This is a genomic window from Pseudoalteromonas sp. GCY, assembly GCF_016695175.1.
Classification (GTDB): domain Bacteria; phylum Pseudomonadota; class Gammaproteobacteria; order Enterobacterales; family Alteromonadaceae; genus Pseudoalteromonas.
Genome location: NZ_CP068023.1, coordinates 2,037,892 through 2,056,739, shown reverse-complemented (window position 1 = coordinate 2,056,739; position 18,848 = coordinate 2,037,892). Strand labels below are relative to the sequence as shown.

General features: G+C 41.0%; 14 protein-coding genes and 1 pseudogene. 1 reads left to right on the top strand and 14 read right to left on the bottom strand.

What is annotated here, in order from left to right; translation table 11 throughout:
• Nucleotides 1-118 precede the first annotated feature (118 nt).
• The 7 genes and pseudogenes from JJQ94_RS14320 to JJQ94_RS14290 all read right to left on the bottom strand — a co-directional run bounded on the left by JJQ94_RS14320 (nucleotide 119) and on the right by JJQ94_RS14290 (nucleotide 8,446).
• Nucleotides 119-1,075 (bottom strand): hypothetical protein, encoded by a 957-nt coding sequence (locus JJQ94_RS14320; RefSeq protein WP_201435461.1) that lies wholly within the window; start codon nucleotides 1,073-1,075, stop codon nucleotides 119-121.
• A gap of 13 nt (nucleotides 1,076-1,088) precedes the next feature.
• Nucleotides 1,089-1,589, bottom strand: coding sequence for a hypothetical protein (locus JJQ94_RS14315; protein ID WP_236596620.1), 501 nt, complete (start codon nucleotides 1,587-1,589; stop codon nucleotides 1,089-1,091).
• Nucleotides 1,590-1,721: 132 nt separating this feature from the next.
• Nucleotides 1,722-2,681, bottom strand: coding sequence for a hypothetical protein (locus JJQ94_RS14310; protein ID WP_099032043.1), 960 nt, complete (start codon nucleotides 2,679-2,681; stop codon nucleotides 1,722-1,724).
• Between the two features lie 32 nt (nucleotides 2,682-2,713).
• Nucleotides 2,714-3,691: a hypothetical protein gene (locus tag JJQ94_RS14305; RefSeq protein ID WP_141557636.1), complete on the bottom strand. Its 978-nt coding sequence runs from the start codon at nucleotides 3,689-3,691 to the stop codon at nucleotides 2,714-2,716.
• On the bottom strand, nucleotides 3,688-6,783 hold the full coding sequence (locus JJQ94_RS14300) for a hypothetical protein (protein ID WP_099032041.1): 3,096 nt from the start codon (nucleotides 6,781-6,783) through the stop codon (nucleotides 3,688-3,690). Before JJQ94_RS14300 ends, JJQ94_RS14305 begins: the two co-directional genes overlap by 4 nt.
• A gap of 3 nt (nucleotides 6,784-6,786) precedes the next feature.
• A pseudogene (locus JJQ94_RS14295) lies at nucleotides 6,787-7,488 on the bottom strand (DUF4150 domain-containing protein); the annotation flags it as partial.
• Nucleotide 7,489: 1 nt separating this feature from the next.
• Nucleotides 7,490-8,446 carry a hypothetical protein gene (locus JJQ94_RS14290; RefSeq protein ID WP_201435460.1) on the bottom strand — a complete coding sequence of 319 codons (957 nt, stop codon included), beginning with the start codon at nucleotides 8,444-8,446 and terminating at the stop codon, nucleotides 7,490-7,492.
• A 139-nt stretch (nucleotides 8,447-8,585) separates the two neighbouring features.
• Here JJQ94_RS14290 and JJQ94_RS14285 point away from each other — a divergent pair.
• Nucleotides 8,586-9,766 (top strand): IS3 family transposase gene (locus JJQ94_RS14285; protein ID WP_201435417.1). Its coding sequence is split into 2 segments (ribosomal slippage): nucleotides 8,586-8,844 and nucleotides 8,844-9,766, totalling 1,182 coding nucleotides; the frame shifts between segments, so codons are not numbered across the junction.
• On the opposite strand, the gene JJQ94_RS14280 is transcribed toward JJQ94_RS14285, so the two are convergent.
• Genes JJQ94_RS14280 through JJQ94_RS14250 form a run of 7 tightly spaced genes read right to left on the bottom strand, consistent with a single transcriptional unit; the run spans nucleotide 9,759 to nucleotide 18,834 of the window.
• Complete coding sequence (locus JJQ94_RS14280) at nucleotides 9,759-9,917, bottom strand: hypothetical protein (RefSeq protein WP_172439983.1); 159 nt, start codon at nucleotides 9,915-9,917, stop codon at nucleotides 9,759-9,761. The two genes, JJQ94_RS14285 and JJQ94_RS14280, sit on opposite strands and share 8 nt — an antisense overlap.
• A gap of 51 nt (nucleotides 9,918-9,968) precedes the next feature.
• On the bottom strand, nucleotides 9,969-10,925 hold the full coding sequence (locus tag JJQ94_RS14275; RefSeq protein ID WP_099031752.1) for a hypothetical protein: 957 nt from the start codon (nucleotides 10,923-10,925) through the stop codon (nucleotides 9,969-9,971).
• Between the two features lie 13 nt (nucleotides 10,926-10,938).
• The gene (locus JJQ94_RS14270; RefSeq protein ID WP_099031751.1) at nucleotides 10,939-14,748 is read right to left on the bottom strand and encodes a hypothetical protein; all 3,810 of its coding nucleotides are present in this window, start codon (nucleotides 14,746-14,748) and stop codon (nucleotides 10,939-10,941) included.
• Nucleotides 14,745-15,767 carry a DUF4150 domain-containing protein gene (locus JJQ94_RS14265; protein WP_099031750.1) on the bottom strand — a complete coding sequence of 341 codons (1,023 nt, stop codon included), beginning with the start codon at nucleotides 15,765-15,767 and terminating at the stop codon, nucleotides 14,745-14,747. Before JJQ94_RS14265 ends, JJQ94_RS14270 begins: the two co-directional genes overlap by 4 nt.
• Nucleotides 15,764-16,666: a hypothetical protein gene (locus JJQ94_RS14260; protein ID WP_099031749.1), complete on the bottom strand. Its 903-nt coding sequence runs from the start codon at nucleotides 16,664-16,666 to the stop codon at nucleotides 15,764-15,766. The genes JJQ94_RS14265 and JJQ94_RS14260 overlap by 4 nt, the downstream gene beginning before the upstream one ends.
• A complete protein-coding gene (locus JJQ94_RS14255) occupies nucleotides 16,656-17,696 on the bottom strand; it encodes a DUF2169 family type VI secretion system accessory protein (protein ID WP_236596619.1) in 1,041 nt (346 codons plus the stop codon). Before JJQ94_RS14255 ends, JJQ94_RS14260 begins: the two co-directional genes overlap by 11 nt.
• Entirely contained in the window at nucleotides 17,683-18,834 is a 1,152-nt protein-coding gene (locus tag JJQ94_RS14250; RefSeq protein WP_099031747.1) for a hypothetical protein, read from the bottom strand. Before JJQ94_RS14250 ends, JJQ94_RS14255 begins: the two co-directional genes overlap by 14 nt.
• Nucleotides 18,835-18,848 lie beyond the last annotated feature (14 nt).

Here is an 18,848-nt window from a genome sequence, read left to right as displayed (position 1 = left end):
TATTACTGGTACCTTGGTATCCACCTAATTGGAGACTGATATTAAATTGGATTGCTTGTTGAAATAGCTATCATGCTGAGACCCGCGTATCTACAGATAAAAGTTTTTAGAATTCGTATCACCACACTTCCATGCGATTTACTTGGCAGTCATCTGCATCAAAGTACTTTTTCATCACCTCTGGAAATGGGCCATTGCCGTGAGCATTCCTATTCTTCTTAAACGTATACTCCATAGCTTTATAATAATAGCGGTTGATTGGTTGAGTAGTATCCATAAATCTATTCATTTGTGACCAATCGTGAGTATCGCCACCTCCTGCAATACCTATACGATTTCCAAACCAATAGTGCTCGGGGTATTTTCTACAACTTAAGTAACCCGTTTGCATCGATGCGCTGCCTCGCATATTTTTTACTTCTGGACCGACGACATACTCTAGGTCTTCAATGGGGATATAAAATGGCTTTCTGAATAAGGTGTAAGGCGTTCTTACCAATCCGGTATGACGGTTAAACTCGATTGCATCCACAATACGAATTGCATTCCCTAATTTGTACAATATTAAAGGGAATGCAGTCAGTAAAAACAGCCCCAACCATGAATGCCAAGCTGGCATACTGTCGTCTGTCATACTTACCCCTAACAGACAAATCCCAATGATAGGGCCTAATACCAACCCATGTAGCCTAATAGACCATAATCCCGGTGAGCGCGGTACGGAAACAACCCTACCATCGCATTGGCTAGGGTAACTTACGCCACTAAAGTCGTCTCTCGGTGCAAATGCGTCTTTACAGGGTTTTGTGTCTTTAAACTTACAACCGTTTAGTTCTTCAGCCTTGCTTAAGCGTTCCTCATAGCTTAAGTTATGAAGATGATCTTTTGGTAGTTCTTCATAAAAAATACCGCTAAGACGGTAACCTGTTTCTCTATCTATATATGCGTCAGTTTTTGCAAAGTCTTCTTTTTCTTCTTCGGTAGCTTCTTCGCGGTATTTTCTGTTTCTTTCTTTAGCCCTTTCTATTAAATAAATATCCCGCTCTTCTTGAGTCATCTCTTCAATCTTTTTCATTCTTCGTTTCCTTCTATCTTATTGGCGGCCTTTCAGGAAATCTGAACTTTTGATTTAATCTTGAAAGTTCTTTAATGTATCTAACCCCTTTAGTGATCAAATAACCATCGTCTTTTTTGGTCACCACCGTCGGCAAGGAGTACAACTCTGTAGCGCTCTCGATCACTTTTTTACCTTTGCCATTGGGATAACTTTCTACTTCTATGATCAACTCAATAGAGCTACCAACTTCTAGGTTTAGCAGTTCACAGAGTTTTCCTTCAGTGAACTCAAAGTAATAACCGGTTCGATTAGGATATAGCTTCCAACCACTGCTAAGCTTGGCCAACTGATGATGATTTATCTCCTGTATTTTATCATCACCTTCTTTTGACCAGTAGAAACGATCAGAAAACCCTTCTAATTCATTGGTTAGTGGCGCGCTTACCTGCACTTTAAACACACTTAAAAATCTTTGAATATTTATCGCTGGCGAGTACAACATACTATAAAAATCGGTTAACGCATTTTCCATTTTTTGCTGCCATGTTGACGCCCGGAGCGCAGACTAAATCAATCTAGGTTTGTATGAGGCTAAATACGCTCGCAACCGGGTGTTGCTGCCGAGCCTATAAAAGCATCAGAAGTTAAAAGCTATCCACAACTCCTATTCCGGATAGCAAAATACTAGCTGTAACATTATCATGGTGAACATACCTCTTGGCTTGGGTGGCCGTTTGGGATCAGGGGTCCATACTTCCCACGGCTTTGTAATTTCTGGTTGAACTTTGGCCTCAGACCAGTCAAATTTTAAAGCCTCTCGAAATATTTGCTCTTCAATTTCTCTTTGCTGTTCAAGGCTGAATTGTGTCCAAAAGCCTTTTGGTCGACCATTGCTTTCATCAAAAGACTTAGTGATTGGATCCAGTTCTCGATACAGCTCGTATTCTGGTGTATCAGGTAAAGGTTTATCTTGCTCCATGTGCCTAACAATCGACTCCCATTCCAAAAAACATCGCACAGGCTTCGACGTATCACCAGAGGCATTTATTGTTAGTTTCGCATTCGGGTAACGCTCGAAATCTTTATGTCTGATTTCAATAAACGCTTTCATAATACCTAGCGCTCCAAACTCATTTTTAATTCGGCATTCTATATTATCCCAATCGAATGTTGGATTACCAAAACCATCAAATTCTTCAGCATTGCTTATATTCCATGTAAAGCTCACCATTCTATTTACTCGGTCGAAATAAGCTCCTTTATATTTTATTCGATCATAAAATAAACCTGTAAAATTTAGCACTAAAATAGAATACATTGGTATGATAACCAGTATACCCCAAAAAAAAGATTCACCCTCGACCATAAGAATCAATAAGTTTAAAAATAGGTAGAGCCAAAGTGCGACAGAAATCCAAGCAGGAAGAAGAAGCAGAATCAATCTTAAACTTTGAGGATTTGCTATGTACAAATATCTTTGCTTTGAATTAAAGTAGCTACTTTCATTTGGTTTATGAAACTTTCTAAAAATTGCAAACCCAAATCTATTTTCATCGATTCCACCTTTAAAACTATGCTCACTATAAAACCGATTAAAGAAACTATTTTTCTGAAGTGTGTTCACTATTTTCCTCCCTGAAAAAGCTGTAGTAACTGTTATGGTAACCCTGTTAGAACCTGTATTAACGCGACTTTTATAAAGCTTTGCTTTTTGTTGACCTGCTCTTGAGTCAGATCTGGTTTCCACTTTAACCAAGGCTTTACAATTTCCTCACGTTCAGGGCCGTAAGTGAAGTTAAAATCTGCAGCGTCTTCTTCATAAAGTCGTTTTAATCGACTCTGCTCTCCCAAACTAAACCCAGCCCAAAAAAGCTTTGGTCGATTGTTTTGCTTATCAAACTCCCTCGTTAAGTCATCTTTGCTTCTATCGAGCTCATAAATAGGAATATCTGGTAATGGTTTAGTATTATCCATATGTCGAATTATCAGCTCCCACCTTAAATGACAGTACATAGCTGAGTTTTGTATTCCCACGACATCCATACGAAGACTTACCTTTGGGTATTTATCGCGTTCTTTATGCACTAAACGGACAAAAAAACGTGGGACTCCCATATCGCCAATTTGCTCAAAAATTTCCGCTTCTATATCCAGCCATGGAAAACACTGATTGCCAAACTCATCCAGCTCGTCTGAGCCAACATCAAAACTAAAACTAACGGTTTGTGTAACTCTATCGAAATAAGCGTATTTATGCCCCAACATTCTCAAAAAGTATGGATAAATATTCAGAAAAAAAAGCGAAATAACTAAGTTAAATAAAAATCGCCCAGAAAAAAGATCAATTAACCCTTCATTAGTGATATCTTCCAAAAAAAAATACAACACAATATTAAATAACAAGAGAAACCATAGTCCACCGCATAAACCTAGAGGTAAAAACATCAAAAATCGTTTAACCCCCCCTTCATCTAACACTAAGTGAAATCGCCACATTTCCCGCTGGATCGTTTGAAAATCCTCTCCATCCGTTTCACTGTCAAATAAAGCCAGCCCTTTTTTTCTCCCCCCCATAAAGTGCAATATATTGTACTCTTCGAAAAAACCATTGTAACGTGTACTTCTCACTTTCAATAACCTCCACCGGTCTCATAACTTTCATAATCTACAGGGAGAGTAATGTAATCATCTAAAATCAACTTAGGACTTATACTAATGCTAGTTACATCATCTGGAATCTTGAAATAGAAGTCACCTGAAAGGTGCTCATTTTCTTTAGAAAAAGTAGGATTATAATCTTGAGTCCCATAAACCCATGTTCCTTTATGTTTATTAAGTGTCACTTTATGTCGATACTCATAACTAACAACTAGGCTCAAGTCAGATAGCCCAACCTCAAACCTTGGTGTTAACACCTTTACCAAATAAGCATTGTCACCTAAGCTGGAAATTGAGAGTTTCGGCTCAAAAAGTATAGAGTTAATATAATTATAATACTTTTCAGGGTTTGTAAAAGCAGGTAGGTTTTCACTACCCTTTGAGAATGGACCATTTTTAGCCCAGATTTCTAACTTTGACTCAATTAATGACTCAGCTATTATAGTAGCTAGTATACTCCCAACAAGTAAAGCCCAACCTACCGGCCCCATTGTGGCAGCAAATATACCATATATCGCCGAAAAAAATGTCACACCAGAAGCTATTAACATTGTCGTACCCGCTACCGTATCATTTCTCTCAATCAGCTTCAAAGCGTCTTTTAATAATATATCAGCTCCTACAAATCCGACGATTCCACTAAAAAGTCTGAGTTTCGTGTATAACAATCTAAAACGCCAAAGTTTAGCAGTATGTTCCACTTCTTTAACTTGTTTAATAGCATTGAAAAGTGAAACCGACGCCGCTATTTGTGCTCCAATTATTGCGATGTTCTTCTCATACTCATATATATCTCCTTTGCCTTCAAAATTCTTTTTATAATCAGAATAAGCAAGATAGGTACTGTAAGAAACTAACATAAAAACAATATGGGCAACGGATTTATTTATAAGCTGAGCACCTAAGTTTGCTTTTGTAGAGGATATTCCGTTTATGGAGTAGTCTCCGCCTAACTCTTGTGCCACATTAAAAGCAAATCCACCTTTATAAAGTGACGTTTTTGGCATGGTGAGCGCACTTTTACCTCTGAGCACAGTGTCTTGAACCTCCTTAATATCTGAAACTCTCAATGCTAAAGCTATAATAACCTCTTTGGTCTTTTTTAACATTTCAGCATTGTGAGGTTTGTTTCCAGGCCCTTTAATTTTTAGCTTTAATGCACCAGCAACAATTTCAAGATCTCTTTTTGCTATATTTGCTTGCTTTCCGTTACTTGCCTGTCTGAGTATCCGCTGAAAAGGTTTTTTTGCCTCGCCCGTAACAAGCTTCTGCAAAACAGGCAAATCAACGAATTCTTTAGTAATTGCGACTCTATCGTTTGGTATAGCTCCTAAAGAGTGGATCTCTAACTCACCAAACCAATTTGGAGACCTCGCTTTTATCGTTGCACCAACAATATGTAATAGTCTTTCACTTGATGATATCTTCTCAAATTTCAGTACAGCTAACTGTTGCTGAAGTGCAACATACTCTTGTACACCCTTTAGTGAAATATCAGCTCCTCCTTTAGCAATATTAAAAATGGATCCTCCCATATTGATGTGCTGATTACCTTGGATATTACTTTTAAACTTTTCCGGTGTGAATTCGCCAAGCTCAGAGGAAATCAATTCTTCGTCATAAATGGAACTTTTGAGCATATCTCCGTAAGCATCTGGGTGAGCACAAAATAGAACATTAAAAAAGCTACTCTCATTGTCAAAATGTTGCCATACAAACTCTAGCGCTTTACTTTGTTGAAGCTGTAGGTCTTTTCTGATTCGTGTTAACTCTTTTTTATTTACCATTGAATCAATGTATAAAGGTATAGAATCGTCGGGCATAGTCAACAGTAAAAAATGTTCGGATGTTAGTCCTAGTCCATCATCAAAAGCCGATTGTTCAAGTGTACTAAAATCGATTAGTACAGATTTTTGGATAGGCGGGCTCGCAATATTATTTCTAGAACAAAGATTAGAAAGTGGAGTGTTATGAGCCTCAATTTTTCTATTGTAGATATCATACAAGTTATTTCTAGCATCAATTATTGACTGCAATTCGTTAACAACTTCTTGTGGTTTTTCGCCTAGAAGAAATTGCTCTAACTTATCCTCAGATACTAAGGCTGCTGCCTTTCTGAGCACTTTAGAAGTACTGTCATTCTGTTCATATAAGTTTGTTGCGAGTCTGTTTCTCATTTTTGTGTAATCAATTTCATAGAGTGACTCATCAAAAAGGAGCTTATGAGCAATTAATGCTGACTTTTGAAACCCATTTTTAGACAGCTCAGTTTGTCTATTTCTCAGGCTATGTAATGCAGCTTCCCCTTCTAAATAATATTTTTGCGCTATCCCCAAAACGTCATGTAGATAAATACAGGGTTCACCGTCTTCGTTGGCTTTTAGGTTTTCAATACTGTCCCAATTGGGGGCTGATGAAAAATCGATGGTTTGCATCCGCTCGCTACGATAGGTCGAGGCTTTACCTTCGTCTGGGCACTTTGACGTCATTGGCTTTTTATCAAAGCGGCTGTCATCAGGTTTCATATCTCCAAGCGCGCTGATGTAATCCCACGACCATTGCACGCGCGAAAAGGCAACTTGATAAGTCATGGTTTCGACAGAAGTTGAGTTTGAGAATAGGCCTTTTGCGCGAATTGGTAGTGTGAGTCTTGGCATATGCGTGCCGTTGTTGGGCCTGAAGCTTTGACCGTGATACTCACGAAGGTCAACTTCACTGAGCATGCCACCTGAAATGGCAGCTATTTCTCGCCACAAATAACCATTAACAAAAAAGTAGTAGTAACCAACCGGCTCATCTTCTTGAAATTCTTTTTGATCTTTAAACATGGGCACGTATTCAGGTGCCTTTGCTTTATTAATATCAAGCGAAGCTTCTGAGAATACACGTAACTCTACCGTCTCTACAAAAGGAATTTGGTCATCCGGTTTTGGTGATGACGCTCGTTGAACTTCAGCAAAACCAAGTGGCACTGTACAATCTTTGCCATTTAATCCTTGAAGTTGCAATTCCAGCGTACAAGGTGCTTGCTCGTCGTTGAGTTCCGTATTAAAAATATGTGCGCCCATGCTTTATTGCCCTCCCTGTTCTAGTTTTTTTTGTTGTTTGTTTGCGCCTTGCTTTATCACGAAATTTCCCTGTGAAATAAGACTACGGCTGCTTTGGTTATTTAGACCAAATGCACTCTGGATTGGGTCTTGTTCAGTAATCGTTGCATCTCTTTTTGCCACTGACAGTGAGCTAGGAGTAGCACCGCCCGGTTGGTTAAGGGGAGAAGGCGGCGTATTTTTACTGTTAGAGATCATAAGATCTCCTTGGCGAACGGCGGGTTTTCCTTCGATATACACATCAAAAGAGCTGGTAATAAACTCTGCTTTGCCTTTGATTGTGCCACTGGCAATGCCTTTCTTTTTACCGGGTTGATCACCTGTGCTTTTTGAAAAGTTACTTTTGATATTTGCTGCGGGATTGCCATTGATTTTTACTGAGCTTGCCGTGCTCGCTGCATCACCTGATTTGGCGAGATTGCTATAAGGAATTGGCACAACAACTTTACCAATCTTAGTCCAGCACACATCTATGGTATTTAGCATGCCACCACTGTTTTTATGGACTGCGGTGCGACCATTAATTAATACGTTTTGGCCGCTCACGATACCGACTTGCTGTGCTTCGCTATCTACATCTTTTTCTATTTGTTCCTCAGTGCCAGTTTGCCATCCTATTTTGCGTTCAACCAAGTTTAAAAACGCTCTGGCGTCATCAATTGGCTTTCTACCACACCTTCCAACGGTTTATTTGGCAATCATCTGCATCAAAGTACTTTTTCATCACTTCTGGAAATGGGCCATTGCCGTGAGCATTCCTGTTATTCTTAAACTGGATCTCCATAGATTTGTGATAGTACTCGTCAATTGGTTGAGTAATATCCATAAATCTATTCATTTGTGACCAATCGTGAGCATCGCCACCTCCCGCAATACCAATACGATTTCCAAACCAATAATGTTCTGGGTATTTTCTACAACTTAAGTAACCCGTTTGCATCGATGCGCTACCTCGTGCGTTCTTTACTTCTGGACCAACAACATACTCAAGATCTTCTATGGGGATATAAAATGGCTTTCTGAATAAGGTGTAAGGCGTTCTTACCAGTCCGGTATGACGGTTAAACTCGATTGCATCCACAATACGAATTGCATTCCCTAATTTGTACATTATTAAAGGGAATGCAGTCAGTAAAAACAGCCCTAACCATGAATGCCAAGCTGGCATACTATCGTCTGTCATACTAACTACTAATAAACTTATTCCAGCCAAAGGACCCCATACCAATGAAAGCAATCTAAGTGACCATAGCCCTGGAGAGCGCGGTACAGAAACAATCTGGCCATCACATTTACTCGAGTAACTTACACCACTAAAGTCGTCTCTCGGCGCAAATCTGTCTTTACAGGATTTTGCTTCTTTAAATTTACAACCGTTTAGTTCTTCAGCCTTGCTTAAGCGTTCCTCATAGCTTAAGTTATGAAGATGATCTTTTGGTAGTTCTTCATAAAAAATACCGCTAAGACGGTAACCTGTTTCTCTATCTATATATGCGTCAGTTTTTGCAAAGTCTTCTTTTTCTTCTTCGGTAGCTTCTTCGCGGTATTTTCTGTTTCTTTCTTTAGCCCTTTCTATTAAATAAATATCCCGCTCTTCTTGAGTCATCTCTTCAATCTTTTTCATCACCAATTCCTTTTAGTTGACTACCATAAAGCACTTGTAATGATTAACCCCTACCACACATCCTGTAGTGGCATAGTTAATTTGGCCACCCATTAAGAAAGAAATGTTATGCTATTTGCATACAAATTTGGGTGAAAAAATGACGAAATTAAAACGCGCAACGTATTCTGCTGCAATCAAATTAGAAACAGCTCAGCTTGTAGTTGATCAAGGCTACACGCAAGAAGATGCAGCCAAAGCTATGGGGGTTGGTAAATCAACTGTAAGTAAGTGGGTAACTCAATTAAAGCAAGAACGGAATGGCCAGTCCCCATTAGCTTCACCAATGACACCCGAACAAATTGAAATCCGCGAACTTAAAAAGCAAATCCAACGTATTGAATTAGAAAAGGATATATTAAAAAAGGCTACCGCTCTCTTGATGTCAGACTCCCTGAACAATTCTCGTTAATTGAGAAATTAAATCAACGAGAGCGTTACCCAATTAGCGTGTTGTGTAGCGTATTCAATGTGCATCGCAGCAGCTATAAATATTGGGCCATACGGGATACAACGCCAACACCAGAGCAAATAAGGCTAGAAGCTGAAGTTAAAGCCATACATGCAATGAGCGGCGGTTCAGCTGGGGCACGGACAATCGCAGCAATCGCAACGAATAACGATTTTGAATTAAGCCGTTATCGCGCCGCTAAGCTAATGGTTAAACTAAAACTAGAGAGCTGCCAAGTACCACAACATCAATATAAAAGGGGTGGTAATGAGCATCTTGAAATCCCAAATTTGCTAGATAGGCAGTTTGATGTTGTTGAGCCGAATACGGTGTGGTGCGGTGATGTGACGTATATTTGGACAGGCAATCGCTGGGCCTATTTAGCGGTCGTTGTTGATTTATTTGCACGTAAAGTCGTTGGTTGGGCAATGTCGTTGTCGCCAGATACTAACTTAACGCTAAAAGCGCTTGAACTCGCGTATGAAAGCAGAGGTAAACCAAGTGGATTGATGTTTCACTCAGACCAAGGAAGCCATTATACAAGCTTGAAGTACCGCCAACGTTTATGGCGCTATAAAATTACACAAAGTATGAGCAGGCGCGGAAATTGTTGGGATAATGCGCCAATGGAGCGATTTTTTAGAAGCTTTAAAACGGAGTGGATGCCAAAGGTTGGATACGAAAACTTTAAAGATGCTAAATATGGTGTGAGTGATTATATCAACGGATATTATAACAACGTTAGGCCTCATCATTATAATGCTGGTTTAGCGCCAAATGAATCTGAGGTTAGATACCAAGATTCTAAAACTGTGGCCAAAATTAGTTGACCACTACACTAGCCAAGTATGCATCTCTTTGTGCTTTCTTTTCTTTTTCTTCTTCAGTTGCTTCTTCTCGGTAATATCGTTCTCTTTCCTTCGCTTTATTTGCCAAATAGCTATCTAGCTCTTCTTCAGTCATCTCTTCAATCTTTTTCATCACCAACTCCTTTTAGCTGACTACTATAAAGCATCTGTAGTGATTAACCGCTTACCACACTTCCATGCGATTAATTTGACAGTCATCTGCATCAAAGTACTTTTTCATCACCTCTGGAAATGGGCCGTTGCCATGAGCATTCCTGTTATTCTTAAACTGGATCTCCATAGATTTGTGATAGTACTCGTCAATCGGTTGAGTAATATCCATAAACCTATTCATTTGTGACCAATCGTGAACATCACCTCCCCCAGCAATACCAATACGATTTCCAAACCAATAATGTTCTGGGTATTTTCTACAACTTAAGTAACCCGTTTGCATCGATGCGCTACCTCGTGCGTTCTTTACTTCTGGACCAACAACATACTCAAGATCTTCTATGGGGATATAAAATGGCTTTCTGAATAAGGTGTAAGGCGTTTTTACCAGACCGGTATGGCGATTAAACTCTATTGCATCAATAAAACGAATTGCATTCCCTAATTTGTACATTATTAAAGGGAATGCAGTCAGTAAAAACAGCCCTAACCATGAATGCCAAGCAGGCATACTGTCGTCTGTCATACTAACTACTAATAAACTTATTCCAGCCAAAGGACCCCATACCAATGAAAGCAATCTAAGTGACCATAGCCCTGGAGAGCGCGGTACAGAAACAATCTGGCCATCACATTTACTAGAGTAACTTACACCACTAAAGTCGTCTCTCGGCGCAAATCTGTCTTTACAGGGTTTTGCTTCTTTAAACTTACAACCGTTTAGTTCTTCAGCCTTGGCTAAGCGTTCCTCATAGCTTAAGTTATGAAGATGATCTTTGGATAGTTCTTCATAAAAAACACCACTAAGTCTATAGTCTGACCTACGATTTACATAGGCATGCCTCTTCGCTCTTTCTCTTTTTTCTTCTTCGGTAGCTTCTTCTCGATAATATCGTTCTCTTTCTTTTGCTCTTTCCTCTAGGTATTCATCTAACTCTGCTTGAGTCATATCTTCAATCTTTTTCATACTTCGTTTCCTTCTATCTAATTGGCGGCCTTTCAGGAAATCTGAACTTTTGATTTAATCTGGATAGTTCTTTTATGTATCTAACCCCTTTAGTGATCAAATAACCATCATCTTTTTTAGTCACCACCGTTGGTAAAGAGTACAACTTAGTTGCACTTTCTATCACTTTTCTTCCTTTACCATTGGGATAGCTTTCTACTTCTATGATTAACTCAATAGAGCTACCAACTTCTAGATTTAATAGTTCGCAAAGCTTTCCTTCAGTGAACTCAAAGTAATAACCGGTTCGATTAGGATATAGCTTCCAACCACTGCTAAGCTTGGCCAACTGATGATGATTTATCTCTTGTATTTTATCATCACCTTCTTTTGACCAATAGAAACGAGCAGAAAACCCTTCTGATTCATTGGTTAGTGGCGCGCTTACCTGCACCTTAAACACACTTAAAAATCTTTGAATATTTATCGAGGGAGAGTACAACATACTATAAAAATCGGTTAACGCATTTTCCATTTTTTGCTGCCATGTTGACGCCCGTATAGCTGAAGACTTATTGCTATCGTCTTTATATTTTTGTTGGCGCTTTTTACTCCAAGGACAGGCATTTAGCCAAGCCTCAATTTCAGACTCATGAAAAATCAGTAGTAGGCCAGCACCAATCAAGATAATCAACAACCCCAATAACCCTAGCGCACTTGCAATAGCGCCAAATGTTGCGACAGCGCCAACACTTAAGGCGGAAATTAAATGTGTTGCAGCGACTAAACTTGCTGAAGCGGTTAGTGACAAAAAGCCCACCATCATCGTCATATTGGCATAATATAATGCGGTATCTCCGCTTTTCTTTTCTAACATCGCATCCTTAAACGCAACATAAGCGCTAACAGCTGCAGCAATTAATGTTACTGCATTTGCAGTAAAAACCAGTATTCCTCTTAACATCCCAATTGGGGATATATGTTCCGCTGAATTCCTTAAAATAGCGTTAACCTGTTTCGCGGTGGGTAACCCTGCCTTTTTTTCTACCACATTCGCACCGATGTTGATCATAATATCGGCAAAGTCAAATACAGCTGACACTTTAGCAAGCCCACTAGCGTTAGCATTTGTCATTGTGTCGTATAAATTAATTACTTCTAATGCAGCAATAAAAGATAGTGTCCCATTTAACGCTATATTGTAAGTTCGAGGTTTTACACTAAACTTTGAGAGTCTTTCCAATGACTCAACTTCCTTTTGTAGACTATCAAACTGCCACTCTTGTATATCAATGTCATTTAATAAGTCTCTGATCTTTGCTTCAGCGGAATTTATATCACCGGTCAAGCCTTTAACTTTTCTCGCATCCAACACCAATACTTTTTGCTGTAAGCGTTTTTGTGCAAATTCGGCTTTTATTTTTTGTCGCTCCAGTGTTTTTTCAATTTCACCCAACGTGCCGTCTAGAGACAAAATATGATCTAACTGTTGCTGAACAATCTGTCCTCCACCTAACTCAGTTCTGACATAAGGGTGTGCTACAGGATTCTTCTGATGACTATCAGTAAATGCCTCTGCGGCTTTCTCCAGCTCATTCAGGCGCTTAGATGCTCGTTCAGCTTTTGACTGAAAATCCAGAGGTAAAAATCCATCAGGTAAATTGCCATCTAAATAGTCTGCAATTGATAGGTTAATCTCTTTTATCAAACCATTTGTCGAAACATCTACTAATTGCTTAAATCGACCAAAGAGATCCCCTCTGACACTGTTTTCAAATCTAGCTGATTTTGCATACTCTATAGAGCTTGACAATACACTAAGCTCTCTCTTTGCATTCGTTAGTTGATATTGCACATTGGAGGCAGTTTTTTTAATATCACGTAATGCTTGCTCTTGGCGTTTTATTTGTAAGTCTAGCTGTGCCACTACTGAGTCAGGATTCATCCCTCCTGCAACAGCCGCATTTAAAATTTGGTTACGCGCTTTAATGTAAGCATTAATTTCCGCTTGTTTAGCTTCAATAGAGCGCTCTAGTGCCACCTTTTCATCTTTTAGTGCATTTGTATCAAGCGCTAACGTTTCTGCTTTAGCTTTACGGTCTCCGTATACCGATTTGATATCCTGCCCTTGGGCTGCATTTAATCCAGTTGGCACCTCGAGACCAATCACCAAGAATCCCCACATCGCCTGTGAGGCTCTTCGGAGTACTTGTATTACCGCATCTGTATATGATGCGTCTTGGTCATGCATGGGCTGCAAGTTATCTTGCATAAGCGTAAGATCAAAGCGCGTGTCAAATTCGTCGTTTGAACCTTTAAGACGGCACTCATACGCAGTCATCTCATCCTTTATCTTTTTAGGATAGAGCAGCTCAATTAATCTTAGCCTTTCAGTCGGATGCATCCCCATCACTTTTAGCCAACACTCTTGCCCTACGTCATTCGCATCCAATTCATCTAACTTTTTGAAATCATCGTCTGACACCGCAAAATGACTGATCAGGGTAATGGTTAAGTCCTTTATTGGGCCGAGTACATCGGAGCATACTGCGTATAGTAAGCACCGGCGTATATCATCGTAGTAGGCATAGTCTTCAATGGAGTAATAAAAAGAATTGTTTTTTTGCTCGTCGCTAATAATCTCAAAGAGCTTCGCTTTTGATTGGTTTATTAATAGACCAAGTTCTAAGGCGCGGTCAGTGTGAAGATATTTTCTAAATTCAGTGGTGCTGAAGCTATCTTCTATATACTCCCGATACTGCTGTGCAAGATCCTCAGCGTCTTCATCAACTTCCACTCCGAGCGCCTTCTTCTTTTCTATTCCTTTTGGATAGTGAAAGAAAGTGCTCTGAATTGCAGTTGCTAACGAATGCTTTGCCAATTGGTTTGGACTAGGTTCGAAACGTTCAGTCTTAGACTCTGCTTTAAATTCAGGATCTTGTTGTATTGACGTTACGGGAAGGCTTAACAACTCCTTGCGATATATCGCAACCCTGGCGCTGGTGTCACGGGCTAACCCTACACTGTCGGCTAGTACCGGTACATACACACCTGACATATCTGGAACAGGTAAAACTAGGTGATCGGGTAATGTCGAATTATCGTAACCCTGCTTAAAACTTGCCAGTTTATCGAGTTTTTGCATTCTGTTGGCACGTCTGTTGGTCGCTTGGTCTCCGTTAAGACCGGGCTTTACACTTGGTCCATAATTTAAACGCGGATCCGTTTCAGCCATACCGCCAAATGCTTCAATTTGCTTCCAGCTCCATTGAGTTTCTGAATAGGCAATTTCTACACTACACTGTTGACCATACAACTTGTTTGGGACGATGATGGTACTGAGCTCTTCTGTGGTGGCTTTTCGCTCACCTTTGTCGACCATTTCAAGTGCCAATTCTGTATTATCTACACTACACGCTGTGCCATAGTTATCTTTTTTATAAGAATATTCAGCAACACGAATGACTCTATGACCTTTTTGAAAGGCTAAATTGACATCTTTAAACGCGACACCCTCACCATTTTCCCTTGGAAGTACTTCCAGCTCTCGCCACAAATGGCCGTCAACATAAATATAGATAAACCCTTCTCTTAGCTGATCTTCTCCCTCTATCCCCATTCTCAACGGATAAATATGGACCAACTCCACTTCTGCATCTTGCGCAGTGTCATTCGCCGAAGAAGTACCAAGTGGTATTTTATAGTATCCCGAGGTGCCAAGATCTGGGTTAGTATCAGCAACCATCAAAGACACTTTCTCTTGGTCGTTTGCTAGCCCTTCAAAAACTAGCTCTCTGTGAGCGGTTTCAAGATTCGTTAAGTCTGGTACTGTAAAATCACTCATCCTAGTTTCACTCCATCCTTGTAATACTCTTTACCTGATACGCTTACTTTTAACTTTTTACTTCCTGATTTATCGGGGGTTGCATCTCTTTTTGCCACTGACAGTGAGCTAGGAGTAGCACCGCCTGGTTGATTAAGGGGAGAAGGCGGCGTATTTTTACTGTTAGAGATCATAAGATCTCCTTGACGAACGGCGGGTTTTCCTTCGATATACACATCAAAAGAGCCAAGAATAAATTCGGCTTTGCCTTTTATAGTGCCGCTAGCGATACCTTTTTTTCTGCCGGGCTGATCGCCTGTGCTTTTTGAAAAGTTACTTTTTATATTGGCTGCAGGGTTGCCGTTAATTTTTACCGAGCTTGCCGTGCTCGCTGCATCACCGGACTTAGCGAGATTGCTATAAGGAATTGGCACAACAATCTTACCAATCTTAGTCCAGCACACATCTATGGTATTTAGCATGCCACCACTGTCTTTATGGACTGCGGTGCGACCATTAATTAATACGTTTTGGCCGCTTACGATACCGACTTGCTGTGCTTCGCTATCTACATCTTTTTCTATTTGTTCCTCAGTGCCAGCTTGCCACCCGATTTTGCGCTCAACCAAATCTAAAAATGCCCGAGGGTTGTCAATGGGCATGTGCATATCCATGCCAGTTTCTGGTTCCTGATGAGGTAAAACTGGCTCGTTTTTTTCGTCGTTCCACTTGGGCGGTGGGACAATATAGTCACTGGCAAACTCGGTTATCATTTCACCCAGCATCATATCGCCATATTTAGCGCGCGCAATCTCATCTATAAATGCGTTTTCACCGCTGGCTTTGTCAGGAAATACGGCTATCCCATTTACACAGCCAATGGCACCATTATTTTTCGCTGCGATAGTAAGCTTTAACAATGCAGGATTATTATGTCGCCACGACACGCTCCCACCTACTCGAAGCGTTGCCGACATTGCATCTTGATCGTACTGAATTGAATCTGGTTCTTTACCTTTTACTGCCGCGATAAAGCTCATAACACACTCCTTGTTACTGAGATTAATTGTGGTTTTTCTTGCTCTGTGATCAGCCACACTCTGTCAATATGGCGATTTAACGGGTTATGTAAATAACTACTGGCAACCGCAAGTCCCATTGCATTATGGCCAGCGCCAATATAACCAATGGTATTTGCCGTGTTGTTGAGTTCAATTAACGCGTCATGCTCTTGGTACAAGGCACGGCTGGCATTAAGCCACTCTCTTTGCCACTGCTCACTGAGTAAGCGGGTCGAAATATAAGGCTCGTTTATCTCTGCGTGCAGCTCTTTTAATAGCTCACCTAAGTCGCCCTGATATGCTTTAATTTGGCATCCATCTTTACTCGCGTTTGTACCAAGCAGTACGCAACCGCCTTCACTTAATACAACACCTTCAGGACCGCCAACAACCTGTAGCTTGCCTACCCAGTTTGGCTTTGACGCTTCATCATAACCAACGCAACTATCTACAAATACATAGAGGCTATTTGGCGAGAGCGAATCAATATCAAGCGTTTGATGCAACTGAATGTCGTCAACATTCAACTCAAGGTAGTCACAAAGCATCCTAATATCGGACAGCTCTATATATGGCTCTTCTGCTTTTGTGTTGGCAGTAACTAGATTAATGGTGCCATCCCACGCGTTGGCACTGCCATCAAACCGTTGCTTAGTCTGGCTTAATAAAGATTCTAGAATGGCTAAACAGCGGTCTTTACGTCGTGTGACCGAGATGTCTTCAATTTGTGCGCGCAAATATGGGGCATCGAGGCTTCTATCGTATCTAACAATGGCTTTGCTTGGCGTGCAAAATCGCATGTTGTTTGCGACCGCGGTATATAAAGCACTGGGGTGGTTACCGGCGGGGGTTTCTAGCGCGATTAATTCAAACTGCATGTGCCACTCCTTGCGCTTGCGCCTCTTCTACTAAGAACACACTGTTACTGCCTGTTTGGCTCTTTTTTACCCTTCCTCGCCATATTAATGAAAACTGCTGTGTTTGCGAGTCAATTACCAGCGTATCACACTGCATATCAATAGGCGTGGCGTCTGGGCCATTAACTAAACGACAACGAGGCACAGCTCTTGGTAACGCCAGTTTTAAGCTTTGTCCATAAGGCAAATCAGGCGTCAAGCCCATCATGTCAATCCACCAGCCATCACTAAATGGGTTTGGAGTTTGTTGGTCTTGCGGTGCGACTTGATAATGCGCAGCGGGGACTGCTTCTTTAAATGGGAACTTGCCCGCTAAAGCATGGGCTTCGTCAACCTCAGGAAGTTTATCCACCCTTGGCGACCAAAATGGTGGGAGCGCTGCAAAGCTTGCAACCGCAGTGTCGTGACTAGGCTTTTTTAATACCTGATTAGCATACTCCACTTGTGGCAATGGCTGGCCTTTCGCTTCTTTATTTTTGAGCTTATAACCACGACCAAGGGGATTCTGGGTCGAAACTTGTTCTTCATCCGACGGACTTGTGCCGCCATAGGCAAGTTGGTAATTTAATACACAGGACGATAAGACTTGTGGATCGCTCGCCACAGGTCCAAATAGAGACCGCTTCCACACACGCTCACCAGTAACTCGCAGTAATTTATCAACAAATACCTTGTCGTCACAGCCGAGTTTTAGTCCTACTTCAATCACTCGCGCTTGCTTGTCGGTTGGTGGAAAGCAGGTCAATTCACCATATACTTCAAAACCGGTTTTATAGGGCTGAACTTCGCTAACGGCGGTTAGGCTGGCTTCAAGCCCTTCACCGTCAAAGTCATCAGCAAGTACAACAGGCGCTCCAGTTGGATCGGGATACACATTACCATTTACGTCGTATTCAAAGTTTTGCTTCACAGCGATGACTACGATGGGATCTTTTTCCTCATCCCAAGCCTCAACCGTGCTACTTTGCCACTCGGATTCATTCACTAGCATGGTTCAACTCCTGTTTCACTGATTGCCACTGAAGATAAGCCATCGGCATGTAAAAAAGCGCAGCGCCAAGTGCATGAGAGGAAATCTTGGAAAGCTTGCGCTGTATAGCAAGGCCAGCCAATCCCTGTTGTAACCAAGCCGTTGGCTCAGAGACTTTACGCCCTGCGAGTTGATGTTGGGTATTTGCTGTTATTAGGGCTTGGCGTTCGTATTCTGCTTGCTTAAAACTGGGTAATTTTTGCGATTTTTGAGATTTAACGCCAGTTTGTGCATCTCTTATTGCGAATTCTTCAGGCAAGTCGCGATCGGTGATTTGTTTCCATGCCTCGTAAGCCGGACGAGCGGTACTGGGGACTTCGAGTAACTTAACTAGATTTTGTAATGAGCGGATATGAGAAAAGTACGGAAATACTTCTGCAATGTAGCTTGGGTTATGCTGGCAATAAAGTAAGCATGGTTCATCCCATTTGGGCTCATCGAGTAAACCTGCCAGCTGCAATAATTTTGCTTTTAGCGCGGCATCATCGGTCATCGCAAACCGCTTTACTAAGTGCTCTGAAAGTTGCTCTGTATTACACAACCACATATTTACCAATGCCGTGTAGGCTATTTCAGGGTTGCTATGATCAAGTGCGGCCATGAGTTGGTGGCGCGACAAGTTAGCCGTACTAAATGCTAAATAGATAAGGCTCGTAGGCCAATTTTCATCTGTTGATAAAATTCGCTGCCTGAGTGCATCACCAAAATCAATGCGCCATGCTGACAAGTTATGAATGAGTAGCTCTGCAAGCGCAGGCTCGCTGTTAATCGCCGTGATGATTACACTAGCTTGATCTTCAAGTGCTCTTGTCCCAAAGAGATGGTTAATGAGTAACAACAGCTGAGGTGAGTCAATCTCTTGAGTTAACGTAAATACATCATCAATCGACCCATGCGCGATACAATCTAGTTGTGAGTGGTTTATCCAGTGTTCTTCGTCCGTCGCAGCTAAGGTATACACATGATTTAATAGTTGTTTTTCAAGGGCATGCAAACGCCCAATTTCAACTACTTGGCGTGCATTAAACTTTTGATAATGACGCCAAAGCGACTTGAGTTGTTGACGGTGAACGGCCAATTTGGTTGCAGCTAAAAACATAGTCACACCGTATC